The organism is Citrobacter sp. 50677481, from assembly GCF_001463265.1.
GTDB lineage: Bacteria > Pseudomonadota > Gammaproteobacteria > Enterobacterales > Enterobacteriaceae > Citrobacter_A > Citrobacter_A sedlakii.
Genome location: NZ_LNHZ01000075.1, coordinates 233,252 through 257,468 on the forward strand (window position 1 = coordinate 233,252; position 24,217 = coordinate 257,468).

General features: G+C 51.8%; 19 protein-coding genes and 1 pseudogene. 8 read left to right on the plus strand and 12 right to left on the minus strand.

Going from position 1 to position 24,217, the window contains the following annotated elements:
- Positions 1-190: 190 nt before the first annotated feature.
- The 3 genes from APU02_RS22835 to APU02_RS22845 all read left to right on the plus strand — a co-directional run bounded on the left by APU02_RS22835 (position 191) and on the right by APU02_RS22845 (position 3,858).
- A complete protein-coding gene (locus tag APU02_RS22835; protein ID WP_060571328.1) occupies positions 191-1,384 on the plus strand; it encodes an integrase arm-type DNA-binding domain-containing protein in 1,194 nt (397 codons plus the stop codon).
- A 75-nt stretch (positions 1,385-1,459) separates the two neighbouring features.
- Positions 1,460-2,941, plus strand: a complete 1,482-nt coding sequence (locus APU02_RS22840; RefSeq protein WP_060571329.1) for an AAA family ATPase — start codon at positions 1,460-1,462, stop codon at positions 2,939-2,941.
- Positions 2,938-3,858 carry a hypothetical protein gene (locus APU02_RS22845; RefSeq protein WP_060571330.1) on the plus strand — a complete coding sequence of 307 codons (921 nt, stop codon included), beginning with the start codon at positions 2,938-2,940 and terminating at the stop codon, positions 3,856-3,858. The genes APU02_RS22840 and APU02_RS22845 overlap by 4 nt, the downstream gene beginning before the upstream one ends.
- A gap of 458 nt (positions 3,859-4,316) precedes the next feature.
- Here APU02_RS22845 and APU02_RS22850 read toward each other — a convergent pair.
- Positions 4,317-5,464, minus strand: a protein-coding gene (locus APU02_RS22850; protein ID WP_120714937.1) for an IS3 family transposase whose coding sequence is annotated in 2 segments (ribosomal slippage) — positions 4,317-5,227 and positions 5,227-5,464 — 1,149 coding nt in all. Because the reading frame shifts where the segments join, the coding sequence is not laid out codon by codon here.
- Positions 5,465-5,667: 203 nt separating this feature from the next.
- A pseudogene (locus APU02_RS26635) lies at positions 5,668-5,820 on the minus strand (hypothetical protein); the annotation flags it as partial.
- A 181-nt stretch (positions 5,821-6,001) separates the two neighbouring features.
- Between APU02_RS26635 and APU02_RS22860 the strand changes: the two are divergent.
- Complete coding sequence (locus APU02_RS22860) at positions 6,002-6,793, plus strand: PhzF family phenazine biosynthesis protein (RefSeq protein ID WP_060571332.1); 792 nt, start codon at positions 6,002-6,004, stop codon at positions 6,791-6,793.
- A gap of 43 nt (positions 6,794-6,836) precedes the next feature.
- Here the strand turns inward: APU02_RS22860 and cobB are convergent, their stop codons facing one another.
- From cobB to lolC, 5 genes are read right to left on the minus strand one after another with little or no spacing between them, the layout of a single operon-like run.
- A complete protein-coding gene (gene cobB / locus APU02_RS22865) occupies positions 6,837-7,658 on the minus strand; it encodes a Sir2 family NAD+-dependent deacetylase (protein ID WP_042283663.1) in 822 nt (273 codons plus the stop codon).
- A gap of 15 nt (positions 7,659-7,673) precedes the next feature.
- On the minus strand, positions 7,674-8,585 hold the full coding sequence (nagK, locus tag APU02_RS22870; protein WP_060571333.1) for an N-acetylglucosamine kinase: 912 nt from the start codon (positions 8,583-8,585) through the stop codon (positions 7,674-7,676).
- A 29-nt stretch (positions 8,586-8,614) separates the two neighbouring features.
- The gene (gene lolE / locus APU02_RS22875) at positions 8,615-9,859 is read right to left on the minus strand and encodes a lipoprotein-releasing ABC transporter permease subunit LolE (RefSeq protein ID WP_042283667.1); all 1,245 of its coding nucleotides are present in this window, start codon (positions 9,857-9,859) and stop codon (positions 8,615-8,617) included.
- Positions 9,859-10,560 carry a lipoprotein-releasing ABC transporter ATP-binding protein LolD gene (gene lolD, locus APU02_RS22880; protein WP_060571334.1) on the minus strand — a complete coding sequence of 234 codons (702 nt, stop codon included), beginning with the start codon at positions 10,558-10,560 and terminating at the stop codon, positions 9,859-9,861. Before lolD ends, lolE begins: the two co-directional genes overlap by 1 nt.
- Positions 10,553-11,752, minus strand: coding sequence for a lipoprotein-releasing ABC transporter permease subunit LolC (gene lolC, locus APU02_RS22885; protein ID WP_042283671.1), 1,200 nt, complete (start codon positions 11,750-11,752; stop codon positions 10,553-10,555). The genes lolD and lolC overlap by 8 nt, the downstream gene beginning before the upstream one ends.
- A 298-nt stretch (positions 11,753-12,050) precedes the next feature.
- On the opposite strand from lolC, the gene mfd reads away from it, so the two are divergent.
- Both mfd and APU02_RS22895 read left to right on the plus strand, forming a co-directional pair.
- Positions 12,051-15,497: a transcription-repair coupling factor gene (gene mfd, locus APU02_RS22890; RefSeq protein WP_060571335.1), complete on the plus strand. Its 3,447-nt coding sequence runs from the start codon at positions 12,051-12,053 to the stop codon at positions 15,495-15,497.
- Between the two features lie 162 nt (positions 15,498-15,659).
- The gene (locus tag APU02_RS22895; protein WP_082636897.1) at positions 15,660-16,622 is read left to right on the plus strand and encodes a L,D-transpeptidase family protein; all 963 of its coding nucleotides are present in this window, start codon (positions 15,660-15,662) and stop codon (positions 16,620-16,622) included.
- 92 nt (positions 16,623-16,714) lie between these two features.
- On the opposite strand, the gene bhsA is transcribed toward APU02_RS22895, so the two are convergent.
- Positions 16,715-16,972, minus strand: a complete 258-nt coding sequence (bhsA, locus tag APU02_RS22900) for a multiple stress resistance protein BhsA (RefSeq protein WP_042283675.1) — start codon at positions 16,970-16,972, stop codon at positions 16,715-16,717.
- A 241-nt stretch (positions 16,973-17,213) separates the two neighbouring features.
- Between bhsA and comR the strand changes: the two genes are divergently transcribed.
- Both comR and APU02_RS22910 read left to right on the plus strand, forming a co-directional pair.
- Positions 17,214-17,849 carry a TetR family copper-responsive transcriptional repressor ComR gene (gene comR / locus APU02_RS22905; protein WP_060571336.1) on the plus strand — a complete coding sequence of 212 codons (636 nt, stop codon included), beginning with the start codon at positions 17,214-17,216 and terminating at the stop codon, positions 17,847-17,849.
- A gap of 231 nt (positions 17,850-18,080) precedes the next feature.
- A complete protein-coding gene (locus tag APU02_RS22910) occupies positions 18,081-20,270 on the plus strand; it encodes a TonB-dependent siderophore receptor (RefSeq protein ID WP_060571337.1) in 2,190 nt (729 codons plus the stop codon).
- Between the two features lie 57 nt (positions 20,271-20,327).
- Here the strand turns inward: APU02_RS22910 and APU02_RS22915 are convergent, their stop codons facing one another.
- From APU02_RS22915 to nagZ, 4 genes are all read right to left on the minus strand, one after another.
- Positions 20,328-20,867: a glycine zipper 2TM domain-containing protein gene (locus APU02_RS22915; RefSeq protein WP_060571338.1), complete on the minus strand. Its 540-nt coding sequence runs from the start codon at positions 20,865-20,867 to the stop codon at positions 20,328-20,330.
- 201 nt (positions 20,868-21,068) lie between these two features.
- Positions 21,069-22,373: an NADH-quinone dehydrogenase gene (gene ndh / locus APU02_RS22920; RefSeq protein WP_042283686.1), complete on the minus strand. Its 1,305-nt coding sequence runs from the start codon at positions 22,371-22,373 to the stop codon at positions 21,069-21,071.
- Between the two features lie 247 nt (positions 22,374-22,620).
- On the minus strand, positions 22,621-23,163 hold the full coding sequence (gene ycfP, locus APU02_RS22925) for an alpha/beta hydrolase YcfP (RefSeq protein WP_042283688.1): 543 nt from the start codon (positions 23,161-23,163) through the stop codon (positions 22,621-22,623).
- 21 nt (positions 23,164-23,184) lie between these two features.
- A complete protein-coding gene (nagZ, locus tag APU02_RS22930) occupies positions 23,185-24,210 on the minus strand; it encodes a beta-N-acetylhexosaminidase (protein ID WP_060571339.1) in 1,026 nt (341 codons plus the stop codon).
- Positions 24,211-24,217 lie beyond the last annotated feature (7 nt).

A 24,217-nucleotide genomic window follows, 5' to 3' on the forward strand; every position in this document is an offset into this window, starting at 1 on the left:
TTCGCTGAATCTCATAGAAACGGTAAAACTCTATAAAATCCACGCGATTGCGTGGATTTTTCATTTCACAGAGTCTCAATTCATCTCGTAACAACGCTGTCAAAAATGAGTACATGGATGAGTACAACATTCTTCCATCTTCATTTTAAGTGAGTACAATAACGGTATAATAAATAAACAAGGCTCCGTTATGCTCACAGATACGCAATGCCGCACTGCCAAGCCGAAAGAAAAACTCTATCGACTCAATGATTTCAACGGTCTCTACCTCGAAGTGAAACCCAATGGCAAAAAGGCATGGCGCTATCGGTTTAAACTCAACGGTAAATCCAGCATGTTTGCGCTAGGTGAGTACCCCGCGGTCAAACTTGCCGAAGCTCGCGAAAAATGCGAGCAAGCGCGAAAGCAGGTCGCGGATGGAGTTAGCCCAACACAAGCTCGCCAGTTAGATAAGATTCGCAAGGTCAATGATGCCTCCAACACCTTTGAGCTAATCGCCAAAGAGTGGTTGCAGATGAAAGACTGGGCAGAAATCACCAAAACACGCCGCCTTGATATGCTTGAGCGTGTAGTTTTCCCCGCCATCGGTAAGCTCCCTGTCAGAGAGATCACTCCACACCATATCCTTAAAATTCTTCAGGAAACAGCCAAACGAGGAGCACCGACAGTTGCCGCTGAAGCACGTCGCACCGTTTCTTCAGTTTTTGAGTTGGCAGTTGCGACGCTTAGAGCTGATAGCGATCCTGTATGGACTGTGCGTAAGGCCCTCCCCGCCAATAAGACACAGCACAAACAGGCACTGAATCCCCAGCAAATCGGAAAGTTATTAATCTGTTTTGACAATAGTCGTGGCTCGTACCAGGTTAACTATTGCATGTGGCTTATGTGGTGGACATTGGCGCGTCCTGCAGAAGCCACCGAAGCAGAATGGACAGAATTCGATCTTGATAACGCCCTGTGGACCATTCCAGCTACGCGAATGAAAGCTCGAAGAGAACACGTTATTCCCCTACCCTTACAAGCTGTCAAAATGCTCAGAACACTACAGGGATTAACCGGGCATCGACAGCACCTTTTCCCGGGCAGGGATAATCCGAAAGGTCCAATGACATCGCACTCCCTGCGCCAGCTACTAAAAAGCCTCGGCTGGAGTGGCATTTATAGCCCCCATGCAACCAGAACTACAGGAAGTACGCGTTTAAACGAAATGGGCTATCGACCAGATGCTATCGAGGCTCAGCTTGCACACGCTGATACCAACAATGTTCGTCGCACATACAACCATGCGACCTATCTTGATGAGCGTAAAGTGATGATGCAGGAATGGGCTGATAAACTTGATGAATTAGTAAGCTGCACTGATAGAAGTATTGATATTTCGTGAATGAAGTTGCATTGTTACAATGCAGTAAATAAACTACTGTTGCGTGATAAAAATATAAATAATTAGGAGTCTAAATTGATACGTACTCTTTCTGTTGATGGAAAAAAATTAGAATTAAGAGATGAGCCTGATGATAACAGTAACATTTTTGACGTTGACTCAATCTCCCTGTTAATAGGCGAGAACGGAACAGGGAAGACATATTTTCTTAATCAAGTTATAAATGAATTTAAATCTTCCCATATAGGAGCATTTACTGGGGGGTGTGAAATTGATTTCTTCAACGTTCCGAGCTACGATGTTAAAAACGAAACTAGATATTGGGGGGTTGTTTATTTCTCCCCAATCCCTTTCAGGGAAAGATATGCATCGTCAAAACGTTTTATTGATGCGTCCCCCTACTATGGAAGAGGCATTAGAATAAATAATTTAAATGAATCAAGAGAAATTCTTGAATATTTTAAGATCAAACCAGTTTCTCAAATAGAATACAGAATCAATACAAAGACTATATTAAAATCAATTCTTGATGAAGTTTTAAAACTTAGTGAACGCCGTATTAAATATATACTAAAAGAATCATCAACCACGAATGAGATAATAAAAATAGACAAGCTCATTCGCGATAAAATTAACGAAAATGAAGAAATGGATGATATCATTAAAATAACAGCCAAAAGAAAGGAGCTTTTGGATATATTGGTTGATGAATTATATAATTATTTAAATTCTGATAGAGATGACATAAAAAAAATATCTACATTCATCACAATTAACGGACTTAAAAAAAGTAACAAAATAAGAAACTCGACGGCCATTAACATCCTCAATTTTCTACTTAATGGGCATGATTCCCTTAAGCGACATGAGATAAAATCACTCGAAACCTTCGAAATTGAGAGAGCAAAAGTTGAGTCATTCTTGAAATACATTAGTCAAGATTTCTCCTTCACTGAATATATGCAATTTCCCGTGGATGCTTATAAAGGGGAGATGTTATTGATTGATTTCGAAGTTGAAAATTACTTTGATTTCAAATTAGTAGAAATGAGTTCTGGCCAATTAGCTATAATACATCAAATGAGTTTGATTTCCAAAGCAATTAAACAATTGGCAGAGAAGGGGACAAAAAAAATATTGTTAATGATTGATGAGGGTGATGCTTACTTGCATTTGGAATGGCAAAGAAATTATATTTTTAAGATTAATGAATTTTTAAATAAAGTGAAGCACATTAATAACCTTTCATTTTTACAACTCATTTTGGCGACTCACTCCCCATTGTTAGCTACTGATATCCCTAAAAAATTCATCTGCCCTATGGATAAAGCAGACGCTACCTCAGGATTTGCCTCGCCAATTCATTTGTTACTCAATGAGTCTTTCGGAACGAAGACTATTGGTGAATTTGCGTCTCAACGAATAAATAAAACCGTAAAAAACATTAAGGAAAACAATATCTCAGAAAAAGATCTCTTAGTTATAAAATCAATAGACAATGATATTTTAGAGAGAGAGATCATGAAACTCATCCCTTCAAGTGGTGATATAAAATGATAATTTCCATTAAACAAAACTGGGCCTCAATAGAAGTAAAACATAATAATTTTGTTCTCAAAAAAATAGATGACTATTTGGCTAGAACGCAGCACCAAGGCCCCAAAAGCCTAACTGCACATTTCGTCGAAAAGACAAAAAATCTCATAATTTCAAATAATTTTAGGGATTTAGCTTTAGCCGCAAGATACTATGATTTCGTCATTAGAAAAAATAGTAATAACACAGATCTAATTAAAGTGTTTAAAAAAAATCTTATTGAAATATTCGATTATCATAATTTTACTACTAAAACGAAAGGATACGACGCCTATGATTTGTGTAATGCGTCAAAAGCAAGAAGCTGTCCTTATTGCAATCAATCATATGCATTCACCGTAAGGTCACAAAAAAGAGGATTCCGGCCAACGTTAGATCATTTTTTCCCTCAAGGGAGTTATCCTCACCTAGCATTAAGCTTATATAACCTCGTGCCAGCTTGCTCTATTTGCAACTCAAGCTTAAAGGGTCAGATTAATTTTTACAAGAAACCTCATCTTCATCCATTATTTGACGATGAAAGCATTGAGTTTTCGTTAGAAACTACTAAATCAAGAAATGAAATTGTCGCATTACTTGATGTTAACATTAAAGAGTTCAAGGTTAAGATAACTCATAAAAATGACATTAGAACCATCAACTCAATTAAAACCTTCATCATTGAAAAACGCTATGAAAGTTTTATTTTCGAAGCGGTCAATTTTGCTCGCTGCAAAATTTACTATGACGAATTAAAAAATAATAATCAAATTGATATTGTTCGTGATATTGATGAAAACGCAGCATTAATGTTTACTCATCACGCCTATCAAAACCAACTTCTTGGAAAACTTTTTAAAGGAATTTACCAGCAATACTCATCCCCCACGAAGCTTTAGATAAGAATATATAACATTAAAAGTCAGCCTCGACAAAAAACATATAGAGGCTGACTTAATAATTTATTCACACCCCTATTTTACTCCTATCAATAATAGTTCATACTATCCCATATTTAAATGTATTTTTAACTTAGATACTTTAAAATCAAGCGTTCAATAAGCACCTCAGCATAGCTATCAGTTCAAAAAAAATGACACTCTGGGTATTTCCTATACTATAATACGTATTTGGTTAGTCAAGTTGTAATAGAAAGCTTCGGATATTCCCGTTTCTCGACAGACATGCTGACGATACGTCCAGCTTCGACAGACTTCAGAACGGTAATGATCGATTGTCCGGTGAATCAGACTTTATGCATGGCGATCTCATCAGGGAACATAATCAGTCTCTAAAAGTGGATGGTTCCTTTTACAGCGATTCTTACAGCTCCGCTGAATGAATCGCCACGGATAACCTAGACACTTCTGAGTCGTTGATAATATAGGTTTTCATATTCAACTGGTGGCATCTGCTCGCTCGAACCATGCCGACGCTTACTGTTATAAAACATTTCGATGTAATCAAAAATATCGCTTCTGGCTTCGTCTCTAGTTCCGTAGATCTTTTTCTTAATCCGTTCGCGCTTCAGTAGCTGGAAAAAGCTTTCCGCAACCGCATTGTCGTGGCAGTTTCCGCGACGGCTCATGCTGCCTTCCAGACCGTGTGATTTCAGGAACGACTGCCACTCATGGCTCGTGTACTGACTGCCCTGATCAGAGTGAACCAGTACCTGCTTTTGAGGATTACGCCTCCACACCGCCATAAGTAATGCGTTCAGGACAATCTCTTTTGTCATTCGGGGTTGCATTGACCAGCCGATAACTTTTCGGGAGAACAGGTCAACCACCACGGCCAGATACAACCAGCCTTCGTGGGTTCGGATGTAGGTTATGTCCGTAACCCAACGTTCATCCGGTGCTTCCGGGTTGAACTGCCGCTGGAGCTTGTTGGGCGTCACAATACTGGCTTCACCTTTACGCGCCCGTGGACTTCGGTATCCGACCTGAGCCTTTATCCCCACACGTTGCATCAACCGCCAGACTTTGTTTACACCGCATTGTTGCCCGGAATCCCGCAGATCGAGATAGATCTTGCGATAGCCATAAACACAGCCCGACTCCAGCCAGAACTGCTTAATATGTCCCGTCAGCTTCAGGTCAGCATGATACCGTCGTGAATGTGGCTGCTTAAGCCAGGCGTAAAACCCACTCGGATGCACATCCAGCACCTGGCAGAGCAGGCGGACAGGCCAGCAACGATTGTTGCCACGGATAAAGGCGTACCTCAGTCGGACAGCTTTGCGAAGTACGCCGCGGCTTTTTTTAATATATCCCGTTCGTCAGTAACCCGCTTTAACTCCTTCTGGAGTCGGCGGATCTCGGCCTGAGCATCTGACTGTTCATTATTAGTGGAAGAATCCGGACCGTACTTCTTTATCCAGGCGTAAAGGCTGTGGGTGGTGATATCGAGACGAGTTGCAACGCTGGAAACAGAATGACCACGATCAACAACCTGTTTGACTGCTTCAATTTTAAACTCTTCAGGATAACGCTTACCGCTCATGGGCACCTCTCTTTAAGTCATCTTAAATGACTCTGGGGTGTCTGTTAAACCCGTGGCGATTCAATGCCCGTTTCTCCAGGGTACTCTGTTCTTTCAACTTCGTTCCAATTCGTTGTGCCAAAAGCAAACGCATCCATCTTCATTGTGTTGGTCCCCGTGGGAATACAAATTATCTGTCAACGGAATAAAGCGACATACACACATTACACGTCATGCTGACGCTTCGCTTCATTTTTCACATGTATGTCCATTTCGCTGGCCCCGTGTTCCATCCAGTCAACAACCTTGCCTCCCGCCCCGGCAATGGCGATATGCGACATGGCCATCTCAGGAGCAGCGCCATGCCAGTGTTTCACGCACCAGCCCCCACACCTGGCAGGCAGAATGTTATCGTTATGTATGCAAAGGCAAAGCAACTGAAACAATACCTACCTTAAATTGCAGGCCGCGCTTCGGTCTCGGGAAAGAGAATCAAACTGCGCACTGCCGTGTCATGATAAGGTGTGAGTTTTCCGGATATGCCGTGAGGTTGACGCTATGCAACAAATTGATTTCTACATGATAGATGCCTTTGCCAACACCACCTTTGGTGGTAATGCCGCGGCGGTCTGCCCGCTTACCGAATGGCTGCCCGATGAGACACTTTTAAAAATGGCGAAGCAGCATAATCAATCGGAAACCGCTTTCTTTGTGGTCAACGACAAGGGTTTTACGCTGCGCTGGTTTACCACTCAGGGGGAAATTAATCTGTGTGGACATGCCACCCTTGCGGCGGCGCACGTCATCTTCGAACATCTGAATTATCCTTATTCGACCATTCACTTCGATACCCGATTTGTCGGGCCGCTGACCGTCACCCGCAGCGGCGAGTGGTTGACGCTGGATTTTCCGGCCTGGCAGACGGACCCCGTCACGCCACCGCCTTTATTGCTCGAGGCATTAGGCATTACGCAGTACACAGAAGTGCGCGCCGCACGAGATTATCTGGTGGTCCTGGAACATCTACGCGAGGTGGAAGCGCTGTGCCCGGATATCAGCGCCATGCTGCCTCTTGAGAAAATGGTGTGCGTCACCGCGCCCGGTGCCGGGGAATACGACTTTGTGAGCCGTTTCTTCTGCCCCGGTGAAGCGGTTGCAGAAGATCCGGTCACCGATTCAGCGCACACCATGCTCATCCCTTACTGGGCTGAAAAATTGCATAAAACGCAGATGCTCGCGTATCAGGGGAGCGAACGCGGCGGCGAACTACGCTGCCAGCTAAAGGGGGATCGGGTTTACATCGGCGGGCAGGCAACAACCTATCTGACGGGCAAGGTGCTGTTGCGCTAAAACGGAGAAATGCTGCCCGGCATTCTTTCCGGGCAGTAACGCGTCACAGTCCTTTCAGTAACTTCTCGACGAACTCAGGCACCACCTGGCTTGCGGGGCCGTAATACTTCTCATCGAATTCGCTGCCGACCTGACTGGGCTCAAGGTTCAGCTCAACCGTGTGCGCGCCGTGCAGTTTCGCTTCGTGGACAAAACCGGCCGCCGGATAAACGTGCCCGGAAGTGCCAATGGCGATAAAGACATCCGCCATGGCCAGCGCCATATAGATCTCATCCATGCCAATCGGCATTTCACCAAACCAGACGACATGCGGGCGCAGCGGCGCCGGGAACTGGCAGCAATGGCATTTATCGTCCGGCGTAACGTCACCGGTCCACGCCAGAATCTGCCCGCTCTGCGAACAATGCACCTTCAACAGCTCGCCGTGCATATGAATAATATTATGATTACCCGCCCGTTCATGCAGGTTATCGATATTTTGCGTTACCAGCATAAAACGATCGCCCAGCGCCTCTTCCAGCTTCGCCAGTGCGAGATGCGCCGGATTCGGCTGAATTTCAGGCTGTTGCAGCTGTCGACGACGCGCATTATAGAATGACTGCACCAGCTCCGGGTTACGGGCGAAGCCTTCCGGCGTCGCTACGTCTTCGACGCGATGTTCTTCCCATAAACCGTCCGCCGCGCGGAAGGTGCGAATTCCGGACTCCGCAGAAATGCCAGCCCCTGTAAGCACTAATACTCTCGGTTTTTCCATCACTTCCGGCACCACTCTGTCTCTGAAAAAGATCCGCTGACGCAGACGTTCGCGTAGATGGCGTTTGTTTTTACGAAATCGACTTAACCGATGACCCCGACGCGACAGCATAGCAACCTCTATTGATTAATCGGTAAGATGTAAGAAGGCAGCACCGCGCATTCCGCCCGCGTCGCCGTGACGCGCACGTTCGATACGCGGTACGCGTGCGACAGGCAATAAGTGGCGCGGCAGTCTGTCTGCCAGCTGCGTGGTGACGGCGGTAAAATTCGACAGGCCGCCGCCAATAACCACCAGATCCGGATCGACAATCGTCAGGATATTTCCCAGACAAACGGCCAGTAAGTCCAGATAACGTTCAACATGCGTCCGCGCCTGTTCGTCGCCCTGCTCCCACAGCGCAATGATTTCAGGCGCCTCCAGCGGTTGATGATAATAATGCTGATACAGCCAGGCAAATCCCCGCCCGGAAAGATAATTTTCAATGCAGCCCAGTTGACCGCAGCCGCAGCGACGCAACGGAAAGTCGAACCCCATCAGCGTGAGGGCATCAACCGGCAGACGCATATGCCCAAATTCGCCGGTAATATAACTGCGGCCAGTGATCGGTTTTCCGTTAAGGATCAAACCACCGCCTACGCCGGTGCCGAGGATCAATCCCATCACCAACGGATATTGGGTGAATTCATCGTCCCAGGCTTCAGATAGCGCAAAGCAGTTCGCATCGTTATCGAGGCGAACATCACGGTCAAGACGCGCGCTAAGGTCGGCACGCAAGGGTTTGCCACTGGCGGCGGGAACGTTCGCGGCATACAGAGTGCCATCTTCAGTTTCCGGCATGCCCGGAATACCAATACCGACCGATCCTTTGACGCCAAAGCGCTGGTCAGCTTCCGCCACCAGCTGACATACGGCGTCTAAAAAGGCCGCGTAACCGTCGCGTGGCGTAGGTATACGTTTTTCCCACTGGAGTTTGCGCTGGTTGTCAAACACGCCTAACGCAATTTTTGTACCGCCAATATCAAACCCGTAATACATTGCCGCTCCTTGTCTTTTTTCTTTTGACGTTACTGGCCGCTGAGCACTCTTGCCGGGTCAATATTGCTGGCGCGTCGCGCCGGATACCAGCTTGCTAACAGGCTCAGCAACAATGCCGTGACCAGCACGTAAATCACATCCAGCCAGTGCAACTCCGATGGCAGGAAGTCAATAAAATAGATATCGCCGGAGAGGAACTGATGGCCGATCAGTTTCTCAATGCCGTTGATAATTGGGGTCAGCTGAAGCGAAACCACCACGCCAATCACCACGCCAATCAGGCTACCAAACAGTCCCGCCAGCAGGCCGTACCAGACAAAAATGGCGCGAATAAGGCCATCTTTCGCCCCCAGCGTTCTTAATACCGCAATATCGCCGCTCTTGTCTTTAACCGCCATCACTAATGTTGAAACAATGTTAAAACAAGCCACGCCGATCACCAGCACCATCGCCAGATACATAATCGCGCGGATCATCTGGATATCGCGGTACATATAGCCGTAAGTGCCAATCCAGCTCTTGATGTAAACGTAGCTGTTGGTGACTTCGCCCGCGGCGCGAACCAATTTGTTCGCGTTAAAGACGTCGTTAACTTTCAGCGCAATACCGGAAACCGTGTCAGGCATGTCGAGATACTGCTGGGCATCCGCCATCGGGATCATTGCAAAGCTGTGATCCAACTGACCGCTCAGTTGCAGGATGCCGGCAACATGCAGGCGGACGCGTTTTGGCTGCATCAGTTTATGATCGGCACTGGCGTTGGGGATCATGATCGACACCCAATCCCCCTGCTTCACTTTCAGCGCATCGGCGACGCCTTTGCCAATGATGATCTGTTGTTCTCCGGCCTTAAAGCCGGACCAGGCGTTATTCAGCACAAAGGACGGTAGCGCGCTCAGTCGCTGCTCCTGCTGCGGATCGACGCCTTTGACCTGGATGGCGCGCAGATTGGCTCCGCTTTCCACCAGACCGGTAAAGTTGATATAAGGGGCCGCCGCCGTGATGCCCGGCACCTTCTGAACTTTTTCCAGCGCGTCGCGCCAGTTGTTCCATGGCTGATTGACGGCCTCGATTTCACCGTGCGGCACCACCGCCAGAATGCGGTTATTCAGCTCACGCTCGAAGCCGTTCATCGCGCTTAAGCCAACGATAAGCACTGCCACGCCCAGCGCAATGCCGATGGTGGAGATCACCGAAATCAATGACACCATACCGCCACGCCGACGTCCCCGGCTAAAGCGCAAACCAATCAATAACGATAAAGGCGACGCCATTACTCCGCCCCCATCAGGCTCAGTTCCGCGGTCAGGCGTCCGTCACGCATTTCCAGCTGGCGACTCATGCGCTTTGCCAGGTGCAGATCGTGCGTCACCACCAGAAACGCGGTGCCCTGCGAACGATTCAGTTCCCCGAGCAACTGGAAAATGCTGTCCGCATTGCGCGCATCGAGGTTACCGGTCGGTTCATCCGCCAGCACCAGACGCGGGTTATTCACCAACGCGCGCGCGATAGCCACGCGCTGACGCTCACCGCCGGAAAGTTCAGACGGACGATGGTTCGCACGATGATCCAGCCCTACCGCTTTCAGCATCTCACGCGCCCGCTGGTCGATCTCCGACGGCTTTTTCTTGCCGATCAGCAGCGGCATCGCTACGTTTTCCAGCGCGGTGAAGTCCGGCAGCAGGTGGTGAAACTGATAAATGAAGCCAAGTTTTTGGTTTCGCAGTTCCGCTTTCGCCGCCGGGGAAAGTGTGCTCATCGGCTGACCGCTGAAAATCACATCGCCAGAGGTCGGCGTATCCAGTCCGCCCAGCAGATGCAGCAGCGTACTTTTGCCGGAGCCGGAGCTACCGACAATCGCCATCATCTCTCCTTCGCCCACGCTGAAGCTGACATCGTGCAGCACGTCGGTCTGCACGGCGCCTTCCTGATAGCGTTTGCACAATTTGTCGCATTGCAACAGGATCTTATTCATAACGTAAAGCCTCAGCGGGTTGAGTGGCGGCAGCGCGCCAGGAAGGATAAAGCGTAGAAAGCAGCGCGATGGCCATGGCCACCAGCGCAATCACAATCACCTGTAGCGGCTCGATCGCCACCGGCAGCGAAGCGCCATCCAGCAGCACACCGATAACCGGCATCAGGTTGTTTAACTGACTGGCAAGCAACGCGCCAAGCGCCGCCCCCAACACTGCGCCGATAATCCCGGCGCTGGCTCCCTGCACCATAAAGACCATCATGATCTGGCGCGGCGTCAGCCCTTGCGTTTGCAGAATCGCTACTTCGCCCTGCTTCTCCATCACCATCAAACCCAGCGAGGTAATAATATTGAACGCCGCCACCGCCACGATCAGGCTAAGCAGCAGTCCCATCATGTTCTTTTCCATCCTTACGGCCTGGAACAGTTCGCCCTTGCGCTCGCGCCAGTCCTGCCATTTCGTGCCTTCCGGCAGCGTCTGCTGACTGAGAGAGTCCACCTTCAGCGGCTCGTTAAGCCATAAACGCCAGCCGGTAATGTTTCCCGCCGGATAGCGCATCAGACGCGACGCATCCTGAATATTGGTCAGCATCTGATAGCCGTCGACTTCACTGTTCGCCGCAAACGTGCCAATGACGGTAAACAGACGCTGGCTCGGTAAACGCCCCATCGGCGTGAACTGGCTGGCTGAGGGCACCATCACGCGGATTTGGTCGCCGCGATTAACGCCAAGCTGCCCCGCAAGCTGTTCGCCGAGGATGACATTATACTTACCCGGCTGGAGATCGGTTTGTCTGACATTGACCAGATACGGCGTCAGCGGATCGTTTTGCGCCGGATCGATACCCAGCATTACGCCCACCGCCACGCTGCGCGCGCTTTGCAGAACCACATCGCCGGTGGTCAGCGGCGCGACACGGCTCACGCCGTTGAGCTTGACGGCGTTTTCCGGTAACTGGCCGGGATTCAGCGAGCCTTGCTCAGCGGAAAGAATGGCCTGCGGCATCAGGCCCAGAATGTTATTTTGCAGTTCACGTTCAAAGCCGTTCATCACTGACAAAACCGTGACCAACGCCATCACCCCAAGGGTAATGCCGATGGTGGAAAGCCAGGAGACGAAGCGACCGAAGCGGTCTGCTGCACGCCCACGCATGTAGCGCAGGCCGATGAATAGAGCGACAGGTTGGTACATGAAATCCGTCTGGTTGCGATTAGCAAAGTCACGAGTATATAAGCGAAAGCGGAATGGGTAAACGTCTGAACCGTAAGTGTTCGTCAGCGTACCCGCGAGAGGGGATGAGAAATCGATATGCTAAATATATTCTTTCCCCGGCGCGCTTACCGTTCTGATCTTTCTCCTGAATCATCCAAATGAAGAATATTACGCATGACGATACCGAGGGCGATTCAATTTGCTAAAGAGAAACGATCGCGGATAATAAAGAGCATTGCTTATCAGACGTATACCTAAAAGAGATTCTGACAACCGAATGCCTGAACAACAACGTTACACGCTGCCCGTCAAAGCGGGCGATCAGCGCCTGCTGGGCGAACTGACCGGGGCTGCCTGCGCCACGCTGGTGGCAGACATTGCTGAACGCCATCCCGGCCCCGTCGTACTCATCGCCCCGGATATGCAAAACGCCCTGCGCCTGCATGATGAAATCCGCCAGTTTACCGACCAGATGGTGATGAACCTCGCGGACTGGGAAACGCTTCCTTACGACAGCTTCTCGCCGCATCAGGAAATCATCTCATCACGCCTTTCCACCCTGTATCAGTTGCCTTCTATGCAACGCGGCGTGTTGATTGTACCGGTGAATACGCTGATGCAGCGCGTCTGCCCGCACAGTTATTTGCACGGCCATGCGCTGGTAATGAAAAAAGGTCAGCGATTATCGCGCGACGCCCTGCGCGCGCAGCTCGACAGCGCAGGCTATCGGCACGTTGATCAGGTCATGGAACACGGCGAATACGCGACGCGCGGCGCGCTGCTGGATCTCTTCCCGATGGGTAGCGATCAACCCTACCGTCTGGATTTCTTTGACGACGAAATTGACAGCCTTCGCCTGTTTGATGCGGATACCCAGCGCACGCTGGAAGAAGTGGATGCCATCAACCTGCTGCCAGCGCATGAGTTTCCGACTGATAAAACCGCCATCGAGCTGTTCCGCAGCCAGTGGCGCGATACATTTGAAGTGAAACGCGACGCTGAACATATTTATCAGCAGGTCAGTAAAGGCACGCTGCCTGCGGGGATTGAATACTGGCAACCGCTGTTTTTCAGCGAACCGCTGCCCCCACTGTTCAGTTACTTCCCGGCCAACACCTTACTTGTCAATACCGGCGATCTGGAAGCCAGCGCCGAACGCTTCCAGGCCGACACGCTGGCGCGTTTCGAGAACCGGGGCGTTGACCCGATGCGCCCGCTCCTGCCGCCAGAATCACTCTGGCTGCGCGTTGACGCGCTGTTCTCGGAACTGAAGCGCTGGCCGCGCATTCAGCTCAAAACGGAGCACCTGCCGGACAAAGCGGCCAATACCAATCTGGGCTTCCAGCAATTGCCCGATCTGGCGGTACAGGCGCAGCAAAAAGCGCCGCTTGACGCTTTGCGCAAATTCCTCGAGTCGTTCACGGGTCCGGTTGTCTTTTCCGTGGAGAGCGAAGGCCGCCGCGAGGCGCTCGGCGAACTGCTCGCGCGAATTAAGCTCGCGCCGAAGCGCATTCTGCGTCTTGATGAAGCAAGTGGTAACGGGCGCTATCTGATGATCGGCGCCGCGGAACGCGGGTTTGTCGATACCCAGCGCAACCTGGCGCTGATTTGCGAAAGCGACCTGCTCGGCGAGCGCGTGGCGCGTCGCCGCCAGGATTCACGCCGCACCATTAATCCGGACACGTTGATCCGTAACCTGGCCGAACTGCATCCGGGTCAGCCGGTGGTTCATCTGGAACACGGCGTTGGTCGTTATGCCGGAATGACGACCCTGGAAGCGGGCGGCATCAAGGGTGAATATCTGATGCTCACCTACGCCAACGACGCCAAACTGTATGTGCCGGTCTCCTCGTTGCATCTCATCAGCCGCTATGCAGGCGGAGCCGAGGAAAACGCGCCGCTGCATAAGCTTGGCGGCGACGCCTGGTCCCGCGCGCGGCAAAAAGCAGCGGAAAAAGTCCGCGACGTGGCGGCGGAACTGTTGGATATTTATGCCCAACGTGCGGCGAAAGAAGGCTTTGCCTTTAAGCACGACCGCGAGCAGTACCAGCTATTTTGCGACAGCTTCCCGTTCGAGACCACGCCCGACCAGGCCCAGGCCATTAACGCTGTACTCAGCGACATGTGTCAGCCGCTGGCGATGGACCGTCTGGTCTGCGGCGACGTGGGCTTCGGCAAAACCGAAGTGGCAATGCGCGCGGCGTTTCTCGCCGTTGAAAACCATAAGCAGGTGGCCGTTCTGGTGCCGACCACCCTGCTCGCCCAGCAGCACTTCGACAACTTCCGCGACCGCTTTGCCAACTGGCCGGTGCGTATCGAAATGCTGTCCCGCTTCCGTAGCGCCAAAGAACAGGCGCAGATCCTCGAACAGGCGGCTGAAGGGAAAATCGATATCCTGATCGGCACGCACAAGCTGTTACAAAGCGATGTCAGACTGAAAGATCTGGGCTTATTGATTGTCGACGAAGAGCACCGTTTCGGCGTGCGTCATAAAGAGCGTATCAAAGCGATGCGCGCCGACGTCGATATTCTGACCCTGACCGCCACGCCCATCCCGCGCACGCTCAATATGGCGATGAGCGGGATGCGCGATCTGTCGATCATTGCCACCCCACCGGCGCGACGACTGGCGGTGAAAACCTTCGTCCGTGAATACGATAACCTGGTCGTGCGCGAGGCGATCCTGCGTGAAATCCTGCGCGGCGGCCAGGTCTATTACCTGTATAACGACGTCGAAAACATCCAGAAAGCCGCCGACCGTCTGGCGGAACTGGTGCCGGAAGCGCGCATCGCGATTGGTCATGGGCAGATGCGCGAGCGCGAACTGGAACGGGTAATGAACGACTTCCACCATCAGCGCTTTAACGTGCTGGTGTGTACCACGATTATCGAGACCGGGATCGACATCCCGACCGCCAACACCATTATCATCGAACGCGCGGATCACTTTGGACTGGCGCAGTTGCATCAGTTGCGCGGACGCGTGGGCCGATCGCATCATCAGGCGTACGCCTGGCTGTTGACGCCGCATCCGAAAGCGATGACCACCGACGCGCAAAAGCGTCTGGAGGCGATTGCGTCACTGGAAGATTTGGGCGCGGGCTTTGCGCTGGCGACACACGATCTGGAAATTCGCGGCGCGGGCGAACTGCTTGGCGAAGACCAGAGCGGGCAGATGGAAACCATTGGCTTCTCGCTGTATATGGAACTGCTGGAAAACGCCGTCGATGCGCTAAAAGCCGGACGGGAACCGTCGCTGGAAGATCTCACCAGCCAGCAGACAGAAGTCGAACTGCGAATGCCGTCGCTGCTACCGGATGATTATATCCCCGACGTCAATACGCGCCTGTCGTTCTACAAGCGAATCGCCAGCGCCAAAAGCGAAAACGAGCTGGAAGAGATCAAAGTGGAGCTTATCGATCGCTTTGGTCTTCTGCCGGATCCCGCGCGTAATCTGCTGGATATCGCCCGTTTGCGTCAGCAGGCGCAAAAGCTGGGGATCCGCAAACTCGAAGGTAACGAGAAAGGCGGCACCATTGAATTCGCCGAGAAAAATCACGTGAACCCGGGCTGGCTTATCGGTCTGCTGCAAAAGCAGCCTCAGCACTTCCGCCTCGACGGTCCGACCCGCCTGAAGTTTATGCAGGATCTGACGGAGCGGAAAACGCGTATGGACTGGGTGCGTCAGTTTATGGCGCAACTGGAAGAAAACGCGGTCGCGTAATAACCCGATGCCGGATAAGGCGAAACCGCCGTCCGGCATGCTCTCCCCCGCCTCGCAGATCTTTACAACTCTTTGCACTTCCCTTGCATTTCAGGACATGCCAACCCGCCATAATGATCGTTGGCGTCTTTTATTCCAATAACCCTTTGATTTATGATGATAATGAAAACTCTGCGACTTTCCCGCTGGCTGGCGTTTGTCACCTTTGCCGCCGGCATGGCGCTTGCGCTACCTGCGCAGGCGAATACCTGGCCACTTCCGCCGCCCGGCAGCAAACTGGTGGGCGAAAATAAATATCACGTTGTCGAAAACAACGGCGGTTCCCTGGAGGCCATTGCGAAGAAATACAACGTTGGATTCCTGGCGCTGTTACAGGCAAATCCCGGCGTTGATCCCTACGTGCCGCGCGCTGGCAGCGTGTTGACCATTCCGCTGCAAACCCTCCTGCCGGATGCGCCGCGCGAAGGTATCGTCATTAACCTTGCTGAACTGCGCCTTTATTATTATCCACCGGGTAAAAACGTGGTCACGGTTTACCCTATCGGCATTGGTCAACTGGGGGGCGATACGCTTACACCCACCATGGTAACCACCGTTTCCGACAAGCGTGCGAATCCGACCTGGACGCCGACGGCCAATATTCGCGCCCGCTATAAAGCACAGGGGATCGATTTGCCTGCGGTTGTCCCTGCCGGGCCGGATAACCCGATGGGTCACCACGCGATTCGTTTAGCCGCCTACGGCGGCGTGTATCTGCTGCACGGCACCAACGCCGATTTCGGCATCGGAATGCGGGTCAGTTCCGGCTGCATTCGCCTGCGTGATGGCGATATTGAAACGCTGTTTAAGCAGGTTACCCCGGGAACCAAAGTCAACATTATTAATACGCCGATCAAAGCCTCAGTCGAGCCAGGCGGCGTACGTCTGGTTGAGGTACATCAGCCGCTGTCAAAAAATATTGATGATGACCCGCAGGTTTTGCCTATCGTCCTGAACAGCACATTGCAGGCATTTAAAGATGCCGCGCAAACCGATGCGCCACTGATGCAGCACGTAATGGACGTCCGCTCCGGCATGCCGGTCGACGTCACTCGACATCACGACGTTAAACAGCAATCCCTGTAAGCCTGAACGAAAAAGCCCCGCTGAACCGTGGTTCAGCGGGGCTTTTTTGTGCAGTGGAAAATCTTAATCAGGCATTAATGAGGGGTTAATGCTTATTTATAAATTACCGCGGTACCGTGCAGCGTGTTCGGGCCAGTAACCGAGGTAATGCGGAAAGATTTCGCCCCCATTTCATCTGCTTTTTGCGCCAGTTGTTCTTCCAGAGAACCCAGGTTAGTACCTGCGCTGGCAGAGATGGTCCCAACTTTTTGCTGGCCGTCAGGCGTAGATTGCACTTCAACGGCAGCGAAGCTGGCGAATGAAAGAGAGCTGAGTACAGCAGCAGCGATGAGGGCTTTGACGTTTTTCATAATAGTAACCTTTTGCAGATGAACGGGGTCGTAAGTATTTACTTAACGATCGATAGGTAAATGATAGATGTGATCCAGGTCACACGTCAACTCTTTTTTATAACGGTCGTTATATAAATTAAAAAGCACTTATCTTTCATGACAATGCAACGTAATTATTTTTCACAGGAATGCGCTGGAGACTGGACGGTTTTATTTTTATAATGGTTATTCATTAAACCCAGACAGGTACACCGGCATCATGACAACTGACTCGACAGGTTGTGTAAAAAAAAGCCGTGGCCGACCAAAAGTGTTCGACAGGGAAGCCGCGCTTGATAAGGCCATGACACTCTTCTGGCAGCACGGTTATGAGGCGACGTCGCTCTCTGATCTTGTTGAAGCGACAGGGGCGAAAGCCCCCACGCTTTACGCAGAATTCACCAATAAAGAAGGTCTATTTCGCGCGGTGCTCGACAGGTACATCGCCCGTTTCGCCGCAAAGCATGAAGCGCAGCTATTTTGCGAAGAAAAAAGCGTGGAGGCCGCGCTGGAAGATTACTTCACCGCCGTGGCGACCTGTTTTACCAGTAAAGACACCCCGGCGGGTTGTTTTATGATCAACACTTCCGCGACGCTCGCTGCCGCGTCACGGGATATTGCGCATACGGTGAAATCACGCCACGCCATGCAGGAGCAAACGTTGACCCGTTTCCTGCAACAGCGCCAGATGCGCGCAGAGATCCCGGCGCAGTGCAACGTACAGCACCTTGCCGAATACCTGAACTGCATCTTACAGGGGATGTCGATCAGCGCCCGCGAAGGCGCGTCGTTTGACACACTGATGCAGATCACCCGTACCACTCTTCGCCTGTGGCCCGAGCTGTTAAAAGCCTGATTGATCCTGCTGACCGGGGAATCCGTTTCCCGGTCCTTCTCTCACCTTTCCCCTACAAACAGTAATGTTTTCACCGGGTTAGACTCAAATTTCTTAAAATATTATTTGATAATAGAAACCATTATCAGCAATATTCGCATTTGATTTTCTATCTGTTTCACAATGTAACAGCCGGAGCCTGCCCGGCAAGAAGAACACCACTTTTACAGATATTTTCAGAAGGGAATGCGAATGAATAAGCGTCTTTGGGTGCTCAACCCAGTCCTGCTTGCGTTAACCCTGCCTGCAACGGCAGCGACGCAAACAGAAGAAGAAAACCTCATCGTCAGCGCTAACCGGAGTCAAAAAACGGTGGCGGAAATGGCGCAGACCACCTGGGTGATCGAGGGTCAGGAAATTGAACAACAGGTTCAGGGCGGCAAAGAGTTTAAAGATGTGCTGGCGCAGTTGATCCCCGGTATTGATGTCAGCAGCCAGGGACGAACCAACTATGGTATGAATATGCGCGGGCGCGCGCTGGTCGTGCTGATTGATGGCGTACGCCTTAACTCTTCGCGTACCGACAGCCGACAGCTGGACGCCATCGATCCGTTCAACATTGCCCACATTGAAGTGATTTCCGGCGCGACGTCGCTCTATGGCGGCGGCAGTACTGGCGGCCTGATCAACATCGTGACCAAAAAAGGCCAGCCGGAACGCGAAGTGGAACTAGAACTGGGTGCTAAATCGGGCTTCAATAACAGTAACGATCGTGACGAGCGCGTTGCCGCCGCGGTCAGCGGGGGGACGGATCGCGCCTCCGGCCGTCTCTCTGTCGCCTGGCAGCGCTTCGGCGGCTGGTACGATGGCAACGGCGATGCGCTAATGCTCGACAATACGCAAACCGGCTTGCAGCACTCCGATCGTCTGGATGTGATGGGTACGGGCACTATTGAGATTGACGACAACCGTCAGCTACAGCTGGTGACCCAATATTATAAAAGCCAGGGCGATGACGACTACGGCCTGTATCTGGGCGAAAATATGTCTGCCGTCACTGGTGACGGTAAAGCCAGCACCCGTAGCGGACTCAGCGCCGATCGCATCCCCGGAACAGAGCGTCATCTGATTAGCCTGCAATATTCAGACGCCGACTTCTTCGGTCAAAATCTGGTCAGCCAAATTTATTACCGTGATGAATCGCTGAAATTTTATCCCTTCCCGTCGCTGACCAGGGGCCAGGTCACCAGCTTTTCTGCCTCGCAGCAGGACACCGATCAGTACGGCGCCAAAATTACCCTCAACAGTCAGTTGATGGATAACTGGGAACTGACCTGGGGTATCGATGCGGATCACGAGACCTTCGACGCTAATCAGAAATTTTTCGACCTCGCATGGTCGCTTCCCTCCGGCGGCATGGACAACCGTACGGCCTATACCACCGGACGTTACCCCGGCTACAGCATCACTAATTTCGCGCCGTTCCTGCAAAGCAGTTATGACATCAACGATATTTTCACCCTGAGCGGCGGCATCCGCTATCAATGGACTGAAAACCGGGTTGATGATTTCATCGGCTACGCGCAGCAGCAGGGGATCGCCAATGGGCTGGCGAGTTCTGCCGATGCGATACCGGGCGGCAAAACCGATTACGATAACGTCCTGTTCAATGCCGGGCTGCTTGCGCATCTGACCGAACGTCAGCAGGCGTGGTTCAACTTTTCCCAGGGCGTCGAATTGCCGGATCCGGGGAAATACTACGGTAACGGCACCTATCAGTTGGTAGGCGATCATTACCAGCTTCAGCGCAGCGTAAACGTCGCTGACTCGCGTCTGGAAGGGATCAAAGTCAACTCCTATGAACTGGGATGGCGCTATACCGGCGACAGTCTGCGCACGCAACTGGCGGCCTATTACTCTACCTCCGACAAATCCATTGTGATTAACCGCAGCGATATGACCATTCGCGTAGAACCTGACGACCGCCGGATTTACGGCGTGGAAGGCGCTGTGGACTATTTCATTCCTGACAGCGACTGGAGCCTCGGCGCAAACTTCAACGTACTGAAGTCTGAAGTGAAGCAAAACGGGAAATGGGAAAAATGGGATGTGACGCTGGCCTCGCCGTCAAAAGCCACCGCCTGGGTGGGTTGGGCGCCAGAGCCGTGGTCATTGCGGGTGCAAACCCAACAGTCTTTCGATCTGACGGATGCCAGCGGTAATAAGCTGGATGGATACAATACCGTTGACGTTATCAGCAGTTATCAGCTCCCGCTGGGTAAACTGACCTTCAGCATCGAAAACCTGCTGGACGAAGACTACACCACCCTCTGGGGACAGCGCGCGCCGCTGCTGTACAGCCCAACCTACGGCAGCCCATCGCAGTATGAATACAAGGGCCGCGGGCGGACCTTTGGCCTGAACTACGCGTTAACTTTCTGATAAAAAAAGCCCCTCAGCCTGAGCGAATGAGGGGCTAATAAGCAGAGTACAGCTTTTTTATGCTTTGTTATTCAGAATCAACTGGCCGTTGTTATCCAGCGGAATTTGTGTACCCGGATCTTTATCCATCCGGATTTTGCCCTGCTGATCGCCGATCTTGTAGGTCACGTCGTAGCCGAGCATTTTTTCCGATTTGTCATAGACGGTTTTGCAACGCTGCTGCGTAGAGGTGTAGGTGTCGTTTTCCTGCATTGATCCCTGGATCTGGTTACCCGCGTAACCACCGCCCAGCGCCCCGACAACAGTGGCGACATCCTTGCCACGGCCCCCGCCAAACTGATGACCAATCACTCCGCCAGCCACTGCGCCAAGAACAGAACCGGCGATGCGGTTTTCATCCTGGACAGGTCTGCGGTGGGTCACCGTGACGTTACGGCACTCCTGACGTGGGGTCTTAATGGTTTCTTTGATAGGTGTTGCAGAAACCACTTGCGCATACTGCGGGCCGCGATCAAAGACGTTCAGACTGGCCACCGCCGCCACGCCCAGCGCAGCAGCTACGCCAATCCCTATACCCGCCAACATTGATTTATTCACGGGAAATCCTCCTTCTTTGCTATTGGTAACAATATTGCAACTAAAGCAAGCAGAAGCCCATCAGATTGCGGATGAAAATATCGTGGGTTGACCTTAAAACAGCATGATTCAGAGAACTCTGAGGAGAGCGACAGGATTATTCAGTGTGCAGAACGGCGCAGACGCTCAGCGCCGCCATTGGCGACGCTGGGCGGAAGGTAATTAATGCAGCTTCAGACGCGGACGGATAACGCGGTTAATACTGCCCACCAGCATCATCAACCCGGTTTTGAAGTAACCGTGCAGTGCAATCTGGTGCATCCGGTACAAAGAGATGTACACGAAGCGGGCAATGCGCCCCTCGATCATCATCGAACCTTTGGTCAGGTTCCCCATCAAACTGCCAACGGTAGAAAAGTTAGACAACGAAACCAGCGAGCCATGGTCTTTATACTGGTATGCCTTCAGCGGTTTACCGTTCATCTGCGCCAGAATGTTATTCATCGCGCAGGTCGCCATCTGATGCGCAGCCTGGGCGCGCGGTGGAACAAATCCGCCTTCCGGACGCGCGCAGGAAGCACAGTCGCCAATCGCATACACGTCAGGATCGCGGGTGGTTTGCAGCGTGGGCTCCACCACCAGTTGATTAATACGGTTGGTTTCGAGACCGCCGATCTCCTTCATAAAGTCCGGCGCTTTAATCCCTGCCGCCCAGACCATCAGGTCGGCTTCAATGTATTCGCCGTCTTTCGTGTGTAAACCGCCCGCGTCGGCGCTGGTCACCATTGTCTGGGTCAGTACGCGGACGCCCAGTTTGCTCAGTTCATTATGCGCCGCGCCAGAAATGCGTGGCGGCAGCGCAGGCAGGATGCGCTCGCCCGCTTCCACCAGCGTGACGTTCAGCGCTTCGTTGGTCAGCCCTTTGTAGCCATAGCTGTGCAATTGTTTCACTGCGTTATGCAGTTCAGCCGAAAGCTCAACGCCGGTTGCCCCACCGCCGACAATGGCGATATTCACCTTGCCGTTCGCGCCCAGGTTCGCGGAGTATTTCAGGAACAGGTTGAGCATTTCCTGATGGAAACGGCGCGCCTGATGCGGGTTATCGAGGAAGATGCAGTGCTCTTTCACGCCCGGCGTGTTGAAATCGTTAGAAGTACTACCCAGCGCCATCACCAGCGTGTCGTAAGCGATTTTGCGCTCCGGCACCAACAGCTCGCCTTTCTCGTCGCGCAGTTCAGCAATAGTAATTGTTTTGGCCTCGCGATCGATATCCATTACCGACCCCAACTGGAACTGGAAGCCGTGATTCCGCGCGTGCGCCAGGTAGCTCAGCGCATCCACGCCTTCATCAAGAGACCCCGTCGCCACTTCGTGCAGCAGGGGTTTCCACAGATGGCTATGGTTTCTGTCAACCAGCGTAATCTTCGCTTTTTTCTTGCGGCCCAGTTTGTGCCCCAGTTGCGTAGCCATTTCCAGCCCGCCAGCACCCCCACCGACAATCACGATCTTTTTCAATGGTGTAGTCAACGCGACCCCCTTAAATGATTAACCAATTGTTAATTAAAAGTTATTAACATAGCCTTTAATTAACAACAGGTTACGACAATGAAAATGTTCTTCGAGAGTGAGAATAACACATGCGGTGCATTGGTCATACCAAAATTGATGTGCATCAAGTTTTGATGCTGAAAAGATAGACACCTTCTGCCATTTCGCCAAAAAAAAACCAGCCCGAAGGCTGGCGGTCAGGACGCGCATACGCAGTGGTTGACGGTCAACCCAGCGTTTTGAACGCTTTGATTCGCTGCAGATGGGGTGAAATATTCTTGAACTTATGCGTCTGTTCTTCATCCCATACAATTTCGTAAAAATGGTGCAGTTCTTCAGAAGAGCGCTGACTGTCAAGCGCTTCGTCATGACGGGAAAGAATCACCAGGCAGCGGTCGCGGTTCTTTTCACGGAAGTTCGTCACGCATTTGGTGGCGATATCGGCGTATTCTTCCGGGCGGTCGATTTTGCCTTCCATGTTCTCATACGGGAACAGGTTCGGATTAAACACCACCTGGCGGATGTCGCACAGAAAGCCGATGCGCTCGGCCCAGTAGCCTCCCAGACCCACACCGCAAATCAGCGGACGATCGTCAACGTTAAGCTGCAACATTTTGTCCACTTCCTTCAGCAGATGTTGCATGTCATGTTTCGGATGCCGCGTGCTGTAGCTGATCAGCCTGACGTCCGGGTCGATAAACTGCAACTGCAACACTTTTTCGTGGTTACCCGGGCTGTTAGAGTCAAAACCGTGTAAATAGATAATCATCGCACCCTCACCAAACTTGCGTTAATGACCTGCTTTTTCTTCCTGCCAGCGTTCGTGTAACTGGTTGAGCTGCGCGCTGACCTGTTTCCAGCGTGCCGAGTCCATCAGTTCCTGACGAGAAAATGAACCTTTATGATACAAACGTGTAACACGTTCTGCTTTGATCGGCGACAGATTATCCAGCACGCTGACCGCACCTTTACGATTATTGCAGACCAGGATCATATCGCAACCTGCATCCAGCGACGCCTGGCCGCGCTCGGCATAGCTGCCCATGATCGCCGCCCCTTCCATCGAGAGATCGTCGGAGAAAATCACCCCGTCAAAACCCAGCTCCTGACGCAGGACCGTTTTCAGCCAGTGCGACGAGCCGCTTGCCGGACGCGGATCAACCTCGCTGTAAATCACATGCGCAGGCATAATCGCATCAAGTTTGTTGTCGGTAATCAGCGAACGGAACACGGACATATCTTTAGCGCGAATTTCCGCTTCCGGGCGCGGATCGGTCGGCGTCTCTTTATGCGAATCGGCGGTCACCGCGCCGTGACCCGGAAAATGTTTACCGGTGGTTTTCATGCCCGCGGCATGCATCCCGTCGATAAAGCGCGTCGCCATCGCCAGCGCTTTTGCCGGATCGGCATGATAGGATCGCTCGCCAATCGCGGCGCTGATATGCCCGACATCAAGTACCGGCGCAAAACTGATGTCGATATCCATTGCTATCATTTCGCTGGCCATCAGCCAGCCTGCCTCTTCCGCCAGTTTGCCGCCCTCTTCCATCCCGTGTAGCGCGGCAAAAGACTGAGCGGCAGGCAGTCGGGTAAAGCCTTCGCGAAAGCGCTGTACGCGGCCGCCTTCCTGATCCACCGCCACCACCAGATGATTGCGCGACGCCGCGCGGATCTGGCGCACCAGTTCGCGCAGCTGCGCCGGATCGTGATAATTACGCGTGAAGAGGATCAAACCACCGACCAGCGGATGGGCCAAAATTTCCCGTTCTTCCGCATCCAGTTCAAACCCTTCGACATCCAACATAACTGGACCCACACTGCTC